Raw genomic sequence first — 16,032 nt, forward strand, 5'->3', positions numbered from 1 at the left:
TCAGCCTCCGGGGAGCCCCCGGCCCCGGTCCAACACCTGATCCGTGGCCATTCACGCGCCCGTGTTGTTAAATGCCGGGTGGTCACTTCGTACGACATCGAGCCCCGGCTGCTGCGGGCCTTCACCGCCGTCGCCGACGAGTTGCACTTCACGCGCGCCGCCGCCCGCCTGTACGTCGCCCAGCAGGCACTCTCCCGCGACATCCGGCGGCTGGAACGGGACCTGGGCACGGACCTGTTCGTACGGACGACCCGTCAGGTCACGCTCACCCCGGACGGCACGCGGCTCCTGCCGTACGCCCGCAAGGTGCTGGCCGCCTGCGACGAACTCGCCGACGCCTTCCGGGCGGTCGCGAGGCCGCTGCTCGTCGACCTCAACAGCACCGGTCTCCCCGCCCAGGGCGACGTCATGGAGCGGGCCCGGGAACTCGCCCCCGAGCAGGAGCTGATGGCCCGCTACGAGAACGGGCTGACGTGGGCCGCCGCCGAGATCCTTGCCGGGCGCCTCGACGTGTCCTTCGGACGGTACGGCGGGCTCGACGCGTCCACGCGGAGCCGGCTCGCCTCGCAGTTCGTCCGGTACGAGGCGATGGCGGTCCTGCTCCCCGACGACCACCGGCTCGCGGAGCTGACGGAGGTGCCGCTGGCCGCGCTGGAGGGCGAGAGCGTCTACGCGGGCGCGGGCAACGACCGCACCCCGGAGTGGACCGACCTCGCCGCCCGGCTCTTCGCGGGGCGCGGCATCTCCGTCGCGCCGCCCGCGCCGATGGCGGTGGGAAGGGAGGAGTTCCGGCGGATCATGGCCAAACTCCGTACCCCCGTCCTCGCGGTGGTCGGCTTTCCGCCGATGGAGGGCTCCGTGCTGCGGCCCCTCGTCGAGCCCGTGCCGCTCTCCCCGGTGAGCATGGTGTGGCGCAAGGGGCTGCGGCATCCCGGCCTGGACGCGCTGCGCACCGCCGCGGCCGAGATCGGCGCGCGGGAAGGGTGGCTGGACCGGCCCGCGGACTCCTGGCTCCCGGCGGACGAACCGGGCGTGCCGGGGGAGCGGAGTCCCGTACTCACACCGGAGCCGCACGGCGGGTGAGAGCAAGGTTCCGTACCCGTCACCTTCGGCCACCGGCCCGAAACGCGGCCTGCCTAGGGTCGTGGAGCAAGAGGTCCAGAGCATCTGGACGCTCGGAACCCGAACCGTGGAGGTACGTGATGGGCGGCCGATGGATCGAACGGTGGGAGCCGGAGGACGAGACCTTCTGGCGTGACCAGGGAGAGCGGATCGCCCGGCGCAATCTCGTCTTCTCCGTCCTCTCCGAGCACATCGGGTTCTCCGTCTGGAGCCTGTGGTCGGTCATGGTCCTGTTCATGGGGCCGGAGTACGGCATCGACCCGGCGGGGAAGTTCTTCCTGATCGCGACCGCCACCTTCGTCGGCGCGCTGATCCGCGTCCCGTACACCTTCGCCGTCGCCCGCTTCGGCGGCCGGAACTGGACGGTCCTCAGCGCGCTGCTGCTCCTCCTGCCGACGGGCGTCGCCTACGCGGTGATGGAGCCGGGCACCTCGTACCAGACCTTCCTGCTGGTCGCCGCGCTCACCGGGGTGGGCGGCGGCAACTTCGCATCCTCCATGACCAACATCAACGCCTTCTTCCCGCTGCGGAAGAAGGGCTGGGCGCTCGGTCTCAACGCGGGCGGCGGCAACATCGGCGTCCCCGTCGTCCAGCTCGTCGGTCTGCTGGTCATCGGCACCGCCGGAGCCGTCCACCCGAGGATCGTCCTCGGCGTCTACATCCCGCTCGTCGTCGTCGCGGCCCTCTGCGCCGCGCTCTTCATGGACAACCTCGCCCCGGTGAAGAACGACACCGGCGCCGCGAAGGAGGCCGTCAGGTCCGGCCACACCTGGATCATGGCCTTCCTCTACATCGGCACCTTCGGTTCCTTCATCGGCTACAGCTTCGCCTTCGGGCTCGTCCTGCAGACCCAGTTCGGGCGCACCCCGCTCCAGGCCGCTTCGCTCACCTTCATCGGCCCGCTCCTCGGCTCCCTGATCCGGCCGTTCGGCGGCTCGCTCGCCGACCGGCACGGCGGCGCCCGCATCACGCTCGGGAACTTCGGCGGGATGGCCGTGGCGACCGGCGTGGTCGTCTACGCCTCCGTCATCGAGTCGCTGACCGTCTTCCTCGTCGGCTTCATCGCCCTCTTCGTCCTCAGCGGTCTCGGCAACGGCTCCACGTACAAGATGATCCCGGCGATCTTCCTCGCGCAGGGGCACCGCAAGGGGCTGTCGGGCGAGGCGGCGGAGGCGTACGGGCGCAGGCTCTCCGGGGCCGCCATGGGGCTGATCGGAGCCGTCGGCGCGCTCGGGGGGCTCGGCATCAACCTCGCCTTCCGGCAGTCGTTCCAGACCGCGGGGACCGGAACCGCTGCCTTCGTCGCCTTCCTGCTCTTCTACGCGGCCTGCATGGTCGTCACCTGGGCGGTATACCTTCGCCGGCCGGCGGCCGTCCCGGACACGGCAGAGGGCGCGGACACCGACGGCGAGACGGCGTCGCGGCTCGGATACGCCGAGGTGTGAGCGGAAATGGTCCGTAACGGCCAGGAAATACCGGCGAACCGAGCCTGTCACGGATCCACGTCAGGCTCGGTCGTCATGAACGAGCAAGAGCAGGGGCCCCTCGCGGGATTCACCGTCGGGGTCACCGCGGCCCGGCGCGCCGACGAGCTGAGCACGCTTCTCCGTCGCCGGGGCGCGGCCGTGGTCCACGGCCCGGCGCTGCGGATCGTGCCGCTGGCGGACGACACGGAACTGCTCGCCGCGACGAAGGGCATCCTCGACCACGCCCCGGACGTCGTCGTCGCCACGACGGCGATCGGCTTCCGCGGCTGGATCGAGGCGGCGGACGGCTGGGGCCACGGCGAGGCGCTCCTCGACCGTCTGCGGGGCGTGGAGCTGCTCGCCCGGGGCCCCAAGGTCAAGGGCGCGGTACGGGCGGCGGGGCTCACGGAGTCGTGGTCGCCGTCCTCCGAGTCCATGGCCGAGGTGCTCGACCGGCTCCTCGCCGAGGGGGTGACGGGGCGCCGGATCGCGATCCAGTTGCACGGGGAGCCGCTGCCGGGATTCGTGGAGGCGCTGACGGCGGGCGGCGCGGAGGTCGTCGGCGTACCGGTCTACCGGTGGATGCCGCCGGAGGACATCGGCCCCCTCGACCGGCTCCTGGACGGGATCCTGGCCGGCACCCTGGACGCGGTGACCTTCACCAGCGCGCCGGCCGCGGCCTCGCTGCTGACGCGGGCGGAGGACCGGGGAGCGCTGGACGAGCTCCTCGAAGCGCTGCGCCACGACGTGCTCGCGGTCTGCGTCGGGCCGGTGACGGCGCTGCCGCTCCAGGCGCACGGCATCGGCACGGCGCAGCCCGAGCGCTTCCGGCTCGGGCCGCTGGTGCAACTGCTCTGCCAGGAGCTGCCGTCCCGGGCCCGTGCGCTCCCGGTGGCGGGCCGCCGGATCGAGATCCGGGGGCACGCGGTCCTAGTCGACGGCTCCCTGCGGCCGGTCCCGCCGGCCGGGATGGCGCTCCTCACCACGCTGGCACGGCGCCCCGGCTGGGTCGTCTCCCGCGCCGACCTGCTGCGCGCCCTGCCGGGCGCGGGACGCGACGAGCACGCGGTGGAGACGGCGATGGCCCGGCTGCGGACGGCGCTCGGCACGCCGAAACTGATCCAGACCGTGGTCAAGCGCGGGTACCGGCTGGCCCTCGACCCCGTGGCGGACACGAAGTACGACGAGTAGGACGCCCGGCCGGTCCGCCGGGCGCGGTCACCCCGCCCGGCGGACGGCGAGCGCGCGCAGCAGGCAGACGAAGCCTGCCGTGGTCAGGACCGCGCGGACGAGGTTCCAGGCCACCCACGGAGCCTCGAAGTCCGCGCGGGCCCGCACCGGATCCGTCGCCGCGGCGAGGGCGTCGTTGAGCGGGACGTTCACCGCCGAGGTGACCGCGAAGACCGCGACGTACAGGACGAGCGCCGCGATCCCCCAGACCCGCGCCGGTGTGGCGCGCAGCTGCCAGGCGGCGACAGCCGTCAGGAGCAGCGCGCCGAAGAACGGCGTGAAGAAGACCGGGTTCTGGATCACGTCGTTGATGTTCCGCATCACCTCCACGAAGACCCGGTCGTCGCTGCGCGCGAGCGCCGGCATCACCGAGCACACGTACGCGAACCACACCCCCGCGATCAGTCCCGTCGCCACCGTCGCCGCGCCGAGTACCGCGCCGGCCGCCGTCCCACCCCTGTTGTCCGTCATGACACCCAGTCAAGCGGCCACGGCCGGACGGAACCATGGACGTGCGTCCAGCTTCCATACGCGAGCGTCCACGGCGCCACCCGACATCCCGTCCACCCGGCCGCCATTTGCCCGACCCCGTCCGCCCGTCACGCCCTCTAGCCGGACCGGAGGTTCGGGAGCACTCTGGTCGGGCGCCCGCATCCGATCGCGAGGTGGTGACAGGGGCATGACCGTACGGTTCGACTCCGGCCGCATCTGCCTTGATCTGGCCGATCAGCCGCTCGCCCATTGCCAGGCGCTCGACCGCTTCCTGCGCACCACCGGGCTCGTCCCCGCCGCCGTGCCGCTGCGCGCCCTCGACGCCGCCTGGGTCGTACGCTTCCGCGAACTGCGCGACTGCGTCGTCGAGCTGGTCCACGCCCAGCTCGACGGGCGGCGCGCCGGGCCCGCCCTGGAGCGGCTCAACGCCCTCGCCGCCGCCTCCGCGCCCCCCGCGCCGCGTGCCGTGCGCACCGAGACCGGCGGGCTCGTACGGGCCTTGAGCGTCGAACCCGACTGCCGCGCGCTGCTCGCCGCCGTCGCCCGCGACGCCGTCGACCTGCTCACGGACCCGAACGCCCGCGCGCTGCTGCGCCGTTGCGAGAGCGACGACTGCCGTCGCTGCTACCTCGACACCTCGCGCGGACGCCGCCGCCGCTGGTGCTCCAGCGAGGCGTGCGGAAACCGGGAGCGCGTTGCCCGGCATCGGGCAGCCCGGCGGGCGAAGGCCACCGTCTGAAGAAACCCGTGAAAAAGTTCGCGCGGCGTTGAGTCGAACCCGCCCGCGCTCCGTACCTCTCCACGACAGACAGGGTCTCGACCGGGAGGTTCGTGGTGCGCAAGGATGCGGCCGTGGCCGATGAACGTCCGCATCGGGCCCGGCATCGCAGCGAGGTGTCACGCCACCGACCCGACGTCCCTGACGAGGAGTTGATGCGTGCTCTCTACCGCGAACATGCCGGGCCCCTGCTCGCCTACGTACTTCGCCTCGTCGCCGGCGACCGCCAGCGTGCCGAGGACGTCGTGCAGGAGACGCTCATCCGTGCCTGGAAGAACGCCGGCCAGCTCAACCGGGCTACCGGCTCCGTCAGACCTTGGCTGGTGACGGTTGCCCGGCGCATCGTCATCGACGGCCACCGAAGCCGGCAGGCCCGGCCTCAGGAGGTCGATCCGTCACCGCTCGAGGTCCTGCCCGCGGAGGACGAGATCGACAAGGCGCTGTGGCTGATGACGCTCTCTGACGCTCTCGACGATTTGACGCCCGCCCACCGGGAAGTGTTGGTCGAGACCTACTTCAAGGGGCGTACGGTCAATGAGGCGGCCGAGACACTCGGCATACCTGCCGGGACCGTGCGTTCCCGAGTGTTCTACGCACTTCGTTCCATGAAAATCGCGCTGGAGGAGAGGGGGGTTTCGGCATGAGCAGCGGCATGACACCGCCGCACGACGCCGCGGGTGCGTACGTACTCGGCATCCTGGACGATGCCGACGCCGCCGCCTTCGAGGCGCACCTGGCGGGTTGCGAGCTCTGCGCCGCGCACGTGGAGGAGTTCGCCGGCATGGAGCCGATGCTCGCCATGCTGGCGGACGCGGGCAGCGCACCGGCCGCCTTCGGCCCGACGTCGGTCGATCCGTACGCCGACAAGGCCTTCGACGACTTCGCGCCCCGGCCGCCCGCCCCGCCCGGCCCCCGCCGCGCCCAGGGCGCCCCCGTCGCACTCCACGCCGTCGGCGCCCAGCCCGGACCCGAACTGCTCGACCGGCTCATCGACGAGGTCGGTGCCAAGCGCGCGAACCGGCGCCGCCGCTCCTTCTACCTCGTCGCGGCCGCCGCCGTGCTCGTCATCGGCGGCCCCGCCGTCGCTGTCGTCGCCACCTCCGGCGGCGAGCGGGAGAACAGAGCCGTCGAACCGCACCCGACCAGCCCGGCCGAGGACGCCTTCTTCCACCACATGGACGAGAAGATCCAGGCCACCGACCCGACGACCAAGGTCAGCGCCACCGTCGGCCTGGAGAAGAAGGGCTGGGGCACCCACACCGTCCTGGAGCTCAAGAACGTCAAGGGACCCCTGAAGTGCCGGCTGGTCGCCGTCTCCAAGAGCGGTGAGGAGGAGACCGTGACCTCCTGGGCCGTCCCGAAGTGGGGGTACGGCATCCCCGGAGCCACCATGGAGAGTGCCAAGAACCCGCTGTACGTCCACGGCGGCGCGGCGATGGACCGCAACGACATCGACCACTTCGAGGTCAGGACCTTCGACGGCGAACGCCTCGTGGAGGTCGAGGCCTGACATTCTGCCCCCCTGTGGCGTACGCTCGACGGCTGCCCAGTGCACGTCAGAAGGGGGCCTCAGTGGCCGCGCAGGAAGCCGTGGAGGCCATGGCCGCCATGGACGCCACCGATACGGTCCGGGACCGTGAGATCGGTGTCGAGCAGGAACATCTGGACAAGGTCTACCGCCGCCTCGAGGAGAAGATCCACGAGGCGGAGTTCCTGATGAACGACGCCGCCAAACGCGGCCAGGTCGGGACCCCCGGCGCGCTCGCCGAGCGGGACGCCCAGGTCTTCCGGGCCGGCGTGCACCTCAACCGGCTCAACAACGAGTTCGAGGACTTCCTCTTCGGGCGCATCGACCTGCTGTACGGCAAGGACGGCAAGAAGGGCCCCGACGGCGCGTACACCTCCGTCGAACCCGCCGAGGACGCCGTACGGCCCGACAACACGGCCGAGATCGGCGAGACCCTCCACATCGGCCGGATCGGCGTCCTCGACTCCGACTACGCGCCGCTCGTCATCGACTGGCGCGCCCCCGCCGCCGCGCCCTTCTACCGCTCCACCCCGGTCGACCCCGGCCGCGTGGTGCGCCGCCGCGTCATCCGCTCCAAGGGCCGCAAGGTCCTCGGCGTCGAGGACGACCTGATGCGCCCCGAGCTGACGGCGACCCTCGACGGGCGCGAGCTGCCGGTGATCGGCGACGGCGCCCTGATGGCCGCGCTCGGGCAGGCCCGCAGCCACACCATGCGCGACATCGTCTCCTCCATCCAGGCGGAGCAGGACCTGGTCATCCGCGCGCCCGCCGCCTCCATCACGTACGTCGAGGGCGGCCCGGGCACCGGCAAGACGGCGGTCGCCCTGCACCGGGCCGCCTACCTGCTCTACCAGGACCGGCGCCGGTACGCGGGCGGCATCCTGATCGTCTCCCCGACACCGCTGCTCGTCTCGTACACCGAGGGCGTCCTGCCCTCGCTCGGCGAGGAGGGCCAGGTCGCGATCCGCGCGCTCGGCTCGCTGGTCGACGGCGTCGAGGCCACCACGTACGACGAACCGGCCGTCGCCCGGATCAAGGGCTCCTCCCGCATGCTCGCCGTCCTGCGCAAGGCGGCCCGCGGCGCCCTGGAGACCCCGGCTCCGCAGCACCGGGCCCAGCCGACCCTGGACGAGGACGATGACGAGGCCGCCCCGGCCCCCGCGGGCACCCCGACCCGCCTCCGGGTCGTCGCCTTCGGCCGCCGGCTGGAGCTGGAGGCGGACGAGCTCCAGCGCATCCGCCACAACGTGCTCGGCGGCTCCGCGCCCGTCAACCTGCTGCGCCCGCGCGCCCGCAGGCTGCTGCTCGACGCCCTGTACGCCAAGTCCGGCTCCGCGGGCCGGCACAGCGACCCCGAGCTCGCCGCCGAGCTGCGCTCCTCCTTCGACGAGGACGTCTCCACCGAGGACTCCTTCCTCGGCTTCCTCGACGCCTGGTGGCCCGAGCTCACCCCGCGCCAGGTTCTCGGCGCGATGGCCGACGAGAAGCGCCTCGGCCGCTGGGCCCGGCGCGTCCTCAACCAGGGCGAGGTCCGGCGGCTCGCCCGCTCGCTGCGCCGCGACGGCCTCTCCGTGCACGACGTGGCGCTCCTCGACGAGCTGAACACCCTTCTGGGCGCTCCGGTCAGACCGCGGAGAAAGCGGGAGTACGACCCGCTGGACCAGCTCACGGGCCTGGAGGAGCTCATGCCCGTACGGGAGGAGACGCAGCGCGAGCGGGCCGAACGGCTGGCGGCGGAGCGCACCGAGTACGCGCACGTCATCGTCGACGAGGCCCAGGACCTCACGCCCATGCAGTGGCGGATGGTGGGACGGCGCGGCCGCACCGCCACCTGGACGGTCGTCGGCGACCCGGCGCAGTCCTCCTGGTCGACCCCGGACGAGGCCGCCGAGGCCCGCGACGAGGCGCTCGGCTCCCGCCCGCGCCGCCGTTTCGAGCTGACCGTGAACTACCGCAACCCCGCCGAGATCGCCGAACTGGCCGCCAAGGTGCTCGCCCTCGCCATGCCCGGCAAGGAGTCGCCCCGCGCGGTCCGGTCGACCGGTGTGGAGCCCCGCTTCGTGGCGGTGTCCGGCAAGGGCGATCTGGCCGGAACCGTACGGGCCGAGGCACAGCGGCTGCTCGAACGGGTGGACGGCACGGTCGGTGTCGTGGTCGCCATGAACCGCCGTGAGCAGGCCGCCGGCTGGCTCGCGGACCTCGGCGACCGGGTCGTGGCGCTGGGCTCCCTGGAGGCCAAGGGCCTGGAGTACGACGCCACCGTGGTGGCCTCGCCCGCGGAGATCGCGGACGAGTCCCCGGCCGGTCTGCGGGTCCTGTACGTGGCGCTCACCCGCGCCACGCAGCAGCTCACCGTGGTCTCCGGCGCCCGTGACGTACCGGACGCGGACGGTGTTCCGGACCTGCTCAGAGACTGATTTCAGGTCAACCTGCGTCGCAGGAATCACTTACCAGGGTGGTTTGTTAGCCTGTCTATGGCACCGGCTCGATCCAAGCCCCCGGGCCCAACCTTCGTCCCTTAGAGGGACCACTTGCCGCGAGGCGAGCATGGCGGGTCGGTGCCATCTTGTACGTACATACAGAAGAGGTCCGCGTCACCCACGGGTGATCGCGGACCTCTTCTGTTTCCCCGCAGCTTCTCGTATGGTGGAAACTACTTTCCGAAAACAAAATGACCGCATTACCTGCTACCGGCTGGTAGGTGCGACGATCGGAGGGCGCCGCCGGGCAACCAGCCGGGGCGGCGTAGCAACGAAGCTCAGGGAAAGCAGAGGAACTCGGCCATGGCAACGGCGCCCAGCGTCTCGTACTCGATGACGGTCCGGCTGGAGGTTCCCGCCAGCGGAACCGCGGTCTCCCAGCTCACCACGGCGGTGGAGTCCCACGGCGGTTCCGTCACCGGCCTCGACGTGACCGCCTCCGGCCACGAGAAGCTCCGGATCGACGTCACCATCGCCGCGACCTCGACCGCGCACGCCGACGAGATCGTCGCGCAGCTGCGCACCATCGAGGGCGTCGTCCTCGGCAAGGTCTCCGACCGTACGTTCCTGATGCACCTCGGCGGCAAGATCGAGATGGCGTCCAAGCACCCCATCCGCAACCGTGACGACCTCTCCATGATCTACACCCCGGGCGTGGCCCGGGTCTGCATGGCGATCGCCGAGAACCCCGAGGACGCCCGCCGCCTCACCATCAAGCGCAACTCCGTCGCAGTCGTGACGGACGGCTCCGCCGTACTCGGCCTCGGCAACATCGGCCCCAAGGCCGCCCTGCCCGTCATGGAGGGCAAGGCGGCCCTCTTCAAGCGCTTCGCGGGCATCGACGCCTGGCCGATCTGCCTGGACACCCAGGACAGCGACGCCATCGTCGAGATCGTCAAGGCCATCGCCCCCGGCTTCGCGGGCATCAACCTCGAGGACATCTCCGCCCCGCGCTGCTTCGAGATCGAGGCCCGGCTGCGCGAGGCCCTCGACATCCCCGTCTTCCACGACGACCAGCACGGCACCGCCATCGTCGTGCTCGCCGCGCTCACCAACGCGCTGCGTGTGGTCGGCAAGGGCATCGGAGACGTACGGGTCGTCATGTCCGGCGCGGGCGCCGCCGGTACGGCCATCCTGAAGCTCCTCATCGCCGCGGGCGTCAAGCACGCCGTCGTCGCCGACATCCACGGCGTCGTCCACGCCGGCCGTGAGGACCTCGTCGAGGCCGCGCCCGGCACCCCGCTGCGCTGGATCGCCGACAACACCAATCCCGAGGGCGTCACCGGCACCCTCAAGCAGGCCGTCGTCGGCGCCGACGTCTTCATCGGCGTGTCGGCCCCGAACGTGCTCGGCGCGGACGACGTCGCCGCCATGGCGGACGACGCGATCGTGTTCGCGCTCGCGAACCCGGACCCCGAGGTCGACCCGGCAATCGCCCGTCAGACGGCGGCCGTTGTGGCCACGGGCCGCTCCGACTTCCCGAACCAGATCAACAACGTGCTCGTCTTCCCCGGTGTCTTCCGCGGTCTGCTGGACGCCCAGTCCCGCACCGTCAACACGGAGATGATGCTCGCGGCCGCCTCCGCGCTCGCCGACGTCGTCACCGAGGACGAGCTCAACCCGAACTACATCATCCCGTCGGTCTTCAACGACAAGGTCGCCGGCGCCGTCGCGGGCGCCGTCCGCACCGCCGCCAAGGCGGCCGGCGCGGGTGCCGGCAACGGGACGAACGGGCTCTGAGAGGGCCCGGACACCATGTGCGGCGGGCCTGAACGGGGCCTGGACAGGTCCCGGGCCCGCCGCCGAAACGGCGCGTCGGAAGGCGCCGCGCCGTAGATCCGCCGTAGGGTGACGCTTCGGCTCCAAAGAGTTTCGGCGGAGTCGACGGAACGTCACCACGCCAGAGCCCGTGGCGCTTTTCGTGTGACCCCAGAGGGTGCCGGATTGGCGTTCCCGCCGCTGGTGGGGGCAGGATGCCTATTCGGGCGCGAGGGTCTGTCACCAGACCCGGGTCCGGGGACTGTCCGAGGGCCCTGGCAGCATCGGCTTCGCTGTGCCCATACATGCGGCTCCGCCGCATGGCACGCCTCACAGGCAAGAAGAACACGGGAGTAACAACATGAACCGCAGTGAGCTGGTGGCCGCCCTGGCCGACCGCGCCGAGGTGACCCGCAAGGACGCCGACGCCGTGCTGGCCGCTCTCGCCGAGACCGTCGGCGAGGTCGTCGCCAAGGGCGACGAGAAGGTCACCATCCCCGGCTTCCTGACCTTCGAGCGCACCCACCGTGCCGCTCGCACCGCTCGTAACCCGCAGACCGGCGACCCGATCAACATCCCGGCCGGCTACAGCGTGAAGGTCTCCGCGGGCTCGAAGCTCAAGGAAGCCGCCAAGGGCAAGTAAGCCTGCAGGCACACCGCCGAAGCCGCCCAGGCGGGCTTCTAGGCGACAGAGAGGGCGGCCACCCTGTCCAGGGGTGGCCGCCCTCTTGTGCGCCCGCCTGAGCGCCATACACGGGCGCGCCCGTGTGGTGGGCGCCGTCGGTACCCCGCCGTGGGGCGGGCCCGTGTGGTGGGCGCCGTCGGTACCCCGCCGTGGGGCGGGCCCGTGTGGTGGGCGCCGTCGGTACCTCGCCGTGGGGCGGGCCCGTGTGGTGGGCGCCGTCGGTACCTCGCCGTGGGGCGCGCCCGTGCGCGCGCCTGTCGGCAGCACCCGGTCGTGGGGCACGCCCGTGCGCGCGCCTGTCGGCAGCACCCGGCCGCGGCGCCCCGCCGCACCGCCCGCCCACACCGCCCGCATGTGGCGGCCCTGTGCCCGGCCGGCAGTCACGCGCCCGGCCGCGGCGCGCGCGACGAGGCCCCCGCACCCCTATGGGGGTACGGGGGCCTCGCGCCGTTCAGGCGCCACGCGTCGCGCTTCAGACGAGCGCGCTGCCCGGCAGCTCGACCTTCGCGCCCAGCTCGACGAGCTTCTCCATGAAGTTCTCGTAGCCGCGGTTGATCAGGTCGATGCCGTGGACCCGGGACGTGCCCTGGGCCGCCAGCGCCGCGATCAGGTACGAGAAGCCGCCCCGGAGGTCCGGGATGACCAGGTCGGCGCCCTGGAGCTTCGTCGGGCCCGACACGACCGCCGAGTGGAGGAAGTTCCGCTGGCCGAAGCGGCAGTCCGAGCCGCCCAGGCACTCCCGGTACAGCTGGATGTGCGCACCCATCTGGTTCAGCGCCGAGGTGAAGCCGAGCCGCGACTCGTACACCGTCTCGTGGACGATGGAGAGCCCCGCGGCCTGCGTCAGCGCCACCACCAGCGGCTGCTGCCAGTCGGTCTGGAAACCGGGGTGCACGTCCGTCTCCAGGGCGATCGCGTTGAGCGAGCCGCCCGGGTGCCAGAAGCGGATGCCCTCGTCGTCGATCTCGAAGGCGCCACCCACCTTCCGGTACGTGTTGAGGAAGGTCATCATCGACCGCTGCTGCGCGCCGCGGACGTAGATGTTGCCCTCGGTCGCCAGCGCCGCCGACGCCCAGGACGCGGCCTCGAGACGGTCCGGGAGCGCGCGGTGCGTGTAGCCGTCGAGCTTGTCGACACCGGTGATCCGGATCGTCCGGTCCGTGTCCATGGAGATGATCGCGCCCATCTTCTGCAGGACGCAGATCAGGTCCTCGATCTCGGGCTCCACGGCCGCGTTGGAGAGCTCGGTGACGCCCTCCGCCAGGACGGCGGTCAGCAGCACCTGCTCGGTCGAGCCGACCGAGGGGTACGGCAGCCGGATCTTGGTGCCGCGCAGCCGCTGCGGGGCCTCCAGGTACTGGCCGTCGGCGCGCTTCTCGATCGTGGCGCCGAACTGACGCAGCACGTCGAAGTGGAAGTCGATCGGCCGGCCGCCGATGTCGCAGCCGCCGAGGCCCGGGATGAAGGCGTGGCCGAGGCGGTGCAGCAGCGGGCCGCAGAAGAGGATCGGGATGCGCGACGAACCGGCGTGGGCATCGATGTCAGCCACGTTGGCGGACTCGACGTGCGTCGGGTCGAGGACCAGCTCGCCCGGCTCCTCGCCGGGGCGGACCGTCACCCCGTGCAGCTGGAGGAGTCCGCGGACCACGCGGACGTCACGGATGTCGGGCACATTGCGCAGCCGGCTCGGCCCGCTGCCGAGCAGGGCGGCGACCATCGCCTTGGGCACGAGGTTCTTCGCGCCGCGGACGCGGATCTCGCCCTCCAGCGGGGTTCCGCCGTGGACAAGCAGTACATCGTCTGTGCCGGTCATGAATCTCGCGTTCCGGAGAGGTCGGGCAGGGGGCCAGGGAAAAGGGTAAGGGTCATAGTCCCCCCGCTTGGAAGCCTGAGGGCCCCTCACAGATGTAATGAATTCGGCACAACACCCTCCGTTCACGCGATCTTGCGGAGTGTTACCGTCCGTTTGTCGCCCCGGACGCTCGGCGCGGCCCCTCTGAACTGCACGGGTCGCCGGTCTGTCCGTACTCTGCCGGTCGACCCCCGCGCAGGGCGAAGATGCGGGATCATGTGTCGCATGACCGAGGTGTCCTCGCTCACAGGACGGCTGCTCGTCGCCACCCCCGCCCTGGCCGACCCCAATTTCGACCGCGCGGTGGTGCTCCTCCTCGACCACGACGACGAGGGCTCCCTCGGCGTGGTCCTCAACCGGCCCACCCCGGTCGCGGTCGGCGACATCCTCGCTCCCTGGGCCGATCTGGCCGGCGAGCCGGACGTGGTATTCCAGGGCGGGCCCGTCTCCCTGGACGCGGCGCTCGGCCTCGCGGTGATCCCCGGCGACGAGGGCCCCCTCGGGTGGCGCCGGGTCTTCGGGGCGATCGGCCTGGTCGACCTGGAGACCCCGCCCGAACTGCTCGGGCCCGCGCTCGGCTCCCTCCGGATCTTCGCCGGCTACGCGGGCTGGGGCCCGGGCCAGCTGGAGACGGAACTGGGCGACGGTGCCTGGTATGTGGTCGAGTCCGAGCCGGGCGACGTCTCCTCCCCGCGCCCCGAGACCCTCTGGCGCGAGGTCCTCCGCCGTCAGCGGAGCGACCTCGCGATGGTGGCGACGTACCCGGACGACCCGTCGCTCAACTGACCCGGCCGGTCCCCAGTACCCTTGGTATCCATGAGCACTCTCGAGCCCGAGCGCGGGGCAGGTACGGGAACCCTCGTCGAGCCGACGCCGCAGGTGTCCCACGGTGACGGTGACCACGAGCGCTACGCCCATTACGTCCAGAAGGACAAGATCATGGCGAGCGCCCTCGACGGCACTCCCGTGGTGGCACTGTGCGGGAAGGTCTGGGTGCCGGGGCGTGACCCCAAGAAGTACCCCGTCTGTCCCATGTGCAAGGAGATCTACGAGTCCATGGGCTCCGGCGGCGGAGACAAGGACAAGGGCGGCAAGGACAAGAAGTAGGACGGTCCTGGCGGTCGGGACGGCCCCCGGCGCGCGCACTTCGGTGCGTGTGCCGGGGGCCGTCCGCGTTGGGGGGGGCTCCGGTCGCGCGTTGCACGGGGCGCTTCGGCCGGTCACAGAGTGGTTGAGACCACTTGTCCGGGCGTTGGTCCACCCCTAACCTCTCGCGTGTTGTGCAGCACGAAACGCCCGTTGCGTATGTTGCAACACCATCGGAGGGGACCCGTCATGAAGCTTCCTGCCCGAATCGCCGCCCCCGTCACCGCACTTGTGCTCGCCGCCCTCACCGCCACCGCCTGCGCCCCGCAGACCTCCGACGGCGGCGCCTCGGCGGACGACAAGACCGGCACCCTGCGCGTCTGGCTCTTCCAGGAGGTCGACAACACGCCGAAGAAGCAGGTCGTCGACGCCGCGATCGCCGCGTTCGAGAAGCGCCACTCGGGGGCGCGCGTCGAGGTCGAGTACATCCCCGTCGAGACCCGCGCCCAGCGCGTCAAGGCCGCCTTCAACGACCCGAGGTCCGCCCCCGACGTCATCGAGTACGGCAACACCGACACCGCCGGCTACGTGAAGGACGGCGGACTCGCCGACGTCAGCGCCGAGTTCGGCGCCTGGTCCGAGGCCGAGGACACCGACCCCACCGCCAGGTCCTCCGTCACCGTGGGCGGAAAGATCTACGGCGCGCCCCTCTTCGTCGGCGTCCGCGCGCTCTACTACCGCACCGACGTCTTCAAGGACCTCGGCCTCACCCCGCCAAGGACGCAGGGCGAACTGATCTCCACCGCGAAGAAGATCCGCAAGGCCAGGCCCGAGCTGTACGGGATGGCGGTCGGGGGTGCCAACACCTACGGCGCGATGCCGTTCCTCTGGGCCAACGGCGGCGAACTCGCCACTCAGGACGGCGCTGCGTACCGCGGCGCCGTCGACTCCGAGGCCGCCCGCAGGGGCATCACCTCGTACACCTCGCTCTTCGGCGACGACAACTGCCCGGCCGCCAAGTGCGCCCAGATGGGCGGCAACGCCACCGTCGCCGCCTTCGCCTCCGGCAAGGCGGCGATGGTGATCGGCGGCGACTTCGTACGCGCCGCGGTCGACGCGGGCGAGGCGAAGGGCAGGTACGCCGTCGTCCCGCTGCCCGGCCTGACGCCCGGCTCGATCGCCCCGGCGTTCGCGGGCGGCAACAACATCGGTGTGATGAAGAGCAGTTCCCACCGCACCCTCGCCGTCGACCTGATGAAGTCGCTCGCCGGCAAGGAGACGCAGGGCAAGCTCTTCGACGCCATGGGCTTCCTGCCGACCTTCACCGACGTGCGGACGCGGGCGGCGCAGAAGGAGCCCTTCGTGAAGCCGTTCACCGACACGCTCGGCGCCGGCACCAGGTTCGTCCCCGCGTCCCCCGGCTGGGCCCAGATCGACGCCTCGCTGGTGCTGCCGACGATGTTCCAGGAGATCGTCAGCGGCCGTAAGGACGTGAAGGCGGCCTCGGAGGCCGCGGCGGCCAAGATGGACGCGGCGTTCGCGGCCGCGGGCTGAC

Annotated in this window: 14 protein-coding genes; 12 read left to right on the forward strand and 2 right to left on the reverse strand. The window is 71.6% G+C overall.

Features of this window, described 5'->3' with window-relative positions; translation table 11 throughout:
* Window positions 1-78: 78 nt before the first annotated feature.
* The 3 genes from ACF1G2_RS05815 to ACF1G2_RS05825 all read left to right on the forward strand — a co-directional run bounded on the left by ACF1G2_RS05815 (window position 79) and on the right by ACF1G2_RS05825 (window position 3,779).
* A complete protein-coding gene (locus ACF1G2_RS05815; RefSeq protein WP_391797079.1) occupies window positions 79-1,083 on the forward strand; it encodes a LysR family transcriptional regulator in 1,005 nt (334 codons plus the stop codon).
* Between the two features lie 119 nt (window positions 1,084-1,202).
* Entirely contained in the window at window positions 1,203-2,567 is a 1,365-nt protein-coding gene (locus tag ACF1G2_RS05820; RefSeq protein WP_391797080.1) for a nitrate/nitrite transporter, read from the forward strand.
* A 75-nt stretch (window positions 2,568-2,642) separates the two neighbouring features.
* Complete coding sequence (locus ACF1G2_RS05825; RefSeq protein WP_391797081.1) at window positions 2,643-3,779, forward strand: uroporphyrinogen-III synthase; 1,137 nt, start codon at window positions 2,643-2,645, stop codon at window positions 3,777-3,779.
* A 27-nt stretch (window positions 3,780-3,806) separates the two neighbouring features.
* Here ACF1G2_RS05825 and ACF1G2_RS05830 read toward each other — a convergent pair whose 3' ends face one another.
* The gene (locus ACF1G2_RS05830) at window positions 3,807-4,289 is read right to left on the reverse strand and encodes a DUF1772 domain-containing protein (RefSeq protein WP_391797082.1); all 483 of its coding nucleotides are present in this window, start codon (window positions 4,287-4,289) and stop codon (window positions 3,807-3,809) included.
* A 208-nt stretch (window positions 4,290-4,497) separates the two neighbouring features.
* Between ACF1G2_RS05830 and ACF1G2_RS05835 the strand changes: the two genes are divergently transcribed.
* The 6 genes from ACF1G2_RS05835 (at window position 4,498) to ACF1G2_RS05860 (ending at window position 11,497) form a co-directional block, all read left to right on the forward strand.
* Window positions 4,498-5,049 (forward strand): CGNR zinc finger domain-containing protein, encoded by a 552-nt coding sequence (locus ACF1G2_RS05835; protein ID WP_391797083.1) that lies wholly within the window; start codon window positions 4,498-4,500, stop codon window positions 5,047-5,049.
* Window positions 5,050-5,144: 95 nt separating this feature from the next.
* Window positions 5,145-5,732, forward strand: a complete 588-nt coding sequence (locus tag ACF1G2_RS05840) for a sigma-70 family RNA polymerase sigma factor (protein ID WP_352187529.1) — start codon at window positions 5,145-5,147, stop codon at window positions 5,730-5,732.
* Window positions 5,729-6,598 (forward strand): anti-sigma factor family protein, encoded by an 870-nt coding sequence (locus tag ACF1G2_RS05845; RefSeq protein ID WP_391797084.1) that lies wholly within the window; start codon window positions 5,729-5,731, stop codon window positions 6,596-6,598. The genes ACF1G2_RS05840 and ACF1G2_RS05845 overlap by 4 nt, the downstream gene beginning before the upstream one ends.
* Before the next feature lie 89 nt (window positions 6,599-6,687).
* The gene (locus ACF1G2_RS05850) at window positions 6,688-9,033 is read left to right on the forward strand and encodes a HelD family protein (protein ID WP_391797566.1); all 2,346 of its coding nucleotides are present in this window, start codon (window positions 6,688-6,690) and stop codon (window positions 9,031-9,033) included.
* Window positions 9,034-9,399: 366 nt separating this feature from the next.
* Window positions 9,400-10,836: an NAD-dependent malic enzyme gene (locus ACF1G2_RS05855; RefSeq protein WP_391797085.1), complete on the forward strand. Its 1,437-nt coding sequence runs from the start codon at window positions 9,400-9,402 to the stop codon at window positions 10,834-10,836.
* 379 nt (window positions 10,837-11,215) lie between these two features.
* The gene (locus ACF1G2_RS05860) at window positions 11,216-11,497 is read left to right on the forward strand and encodes an HU family DNA-binding protein (RefSeq protein ID WP_017237029.1); all 282 of its coding nucleotides are present in this window, start codon (window positions 11,216-11,218) and stop codon (window positions 11,495-11,497) included.
* A 514-nt stretch (window positions 11,498-12,011) separates the two neighbouring features.
* On the opposite strand, the gene murA is transcribed toward ACF1G2_RS05860, so the two are convergent.
* On the reverse strand, window positions 12,012-13,352 hold the full coding sequence (murA, locus tag ACF1G2_RS05865) for a UDP-N-acetylglucosamine 1-carboxyvinyltransferase (protein ID WP_352187417.1): 1,341 nt from the start codon (window positions 13,350-13,352) through the stop codon (window positions 12,012-12,014).
* A gap of 264 nt (window positions 13,353-13,616) precedes the next feature.
* On the opposite strand from murA, the gene ACF1G2_RS05870 reads away from it, so the two are divergent.
* The 3 genes from ACF1G2_RS05870 to ACF1G2_RS05880 all read left to right on the forward strand — a co-directional run bounded on the left by ACF1G2_RS05870 (window position 13,617) and on the right by ACF1G2_RS05880 (window position 16,031).
* Window positions 13,617-14,177: a YqgE/AlgH family protein gene (locus tag ACF1G2_RS05870; RefSeq protein ID WP_352187418.1), complete on the forward strand. Its 561-nt coding sequence runs from the start codon at window positions 13,617-13,619 to the stop codon at window positions 14,175-14,177.
* A gap of 30 nt (window positions 14,178-14,207) precedes the next feature.
* Complete coding sequence (locus ACF1G2_RS05875) at window positions 14,208-14,498, forward strand: DUF3039 domain-containing protein (RefSeq protein WP_260229605.1); 291 nt, start codon at window positions 14,208-14,210, stop codon at window positions 14,496-14,498.
* Between the two features lie 228 nt (window positions 14,499-14,726).
* The gene (locus tag ACF1G2_RS05880) at window positions 14,727-16,031 is read left to right on the forward strand and encodes an extracellular solute-binding protein (RefSeq protein WP_391797086.1); all 1,305 of its coding nucleotides are present in this window, start codon (window positions 14,727-14,729) and stop codon (window positions 16,029-16,031) included.
* Window position 16,032 lies beyond the last annotated feature (1 nt).

Origin of the sequence: Streptomyces sp. NPDC013457, from assembly GCF_043089925.1 — a bacterium.
Lineage (GTDB): Bacteria > Actinomycetota > Actinomycetes > Streptomycetales > Streptomycetaceae > Streptomyces.

Coding starts and splice junctions, on each gene's coding strand:
- ACF1G2_RS05820 (WP_391797080.1), top strand. CDS start 1,203: ATGGGCGGCCGATGGATCGAACGGTGGGAGCCGGAGGACGAGACCTTC.
- ACF1G2_RS05825 (WP_391797081.1), top strand. CDS start 2,643: ATGAACGAGCAAGAGCAGGGGCCCCTCGCGGGATTCACCGTCGGGGTC.
- ACF1G2_RS05830 (WP_391797082.1), bottom strand. CDS start 4,289: ATGACGGACAACAGGGGTGGGACGGCGGCCGGCGCGGTACTCGGCGCG.
- ACF1G2_RS05835 (WP_391797083.1), top strand. CDS start 4,498: ATGACCGTACGGTTCGACTCCGGCCGCATCTGCCTTGATCTGGCCGAT.
- ACF1G2_RS05845 (WP_391797084.1), top strand. CDS start 5,729: ATGAGCAGCGGCATGACACCGCCGCACGACGCCGCGGGTGCGTACGTA.
- ACF1G2_RS05850 (WP_391797566.1), top strand. CDS start 6,688: ATGGCCGCCATGGACGCCACCGATACGGTCCGGGACCGTGAGATCGGT.
- ACF1G2_RS05855 (WP_391797085.1), top strand. CDS start 9,400: ATGGCAACGGCGCCCAGCGTCTCGTACTCGATGACGGTCCGGCTGGAG.
- ACF1G2_RS05860 (WP_017237029.1), top strand. CDS start 11,216: ATGAACCGCAGTGAGCTGGTGGCCGCCCTGGCCGACCGCGCCGAGGTG.
- murA (WP_352187417.1), bottom strand. CDS start 13,352: ATGACCGGCACAGACGATGTACTGCTTGTCCACGGCGGAACCCCGCTG.
- ACF1G2_RS05870 (WP_352187418.1), top strand. CDS start 13,617: ATGACCGAGGTGTCCTCGCTCACAGGACGGCTGCTCGTCGCCACCCCC.
- ACF1G2_RS05875 (WP_260229605.1), top strand. CDS start 14,208: ATGAGCACTCTCGAGCCCGAGCGCGGGGCAGGTACGGGAACCCTCGTC.
- ACF1G2_RS05880 (WP_391797086.1), top strand. CDS start 14,727: ATGAAGCTTCCTGCCCGAATCGCCGCCCCCGTCACCGCACTTGTGCTC.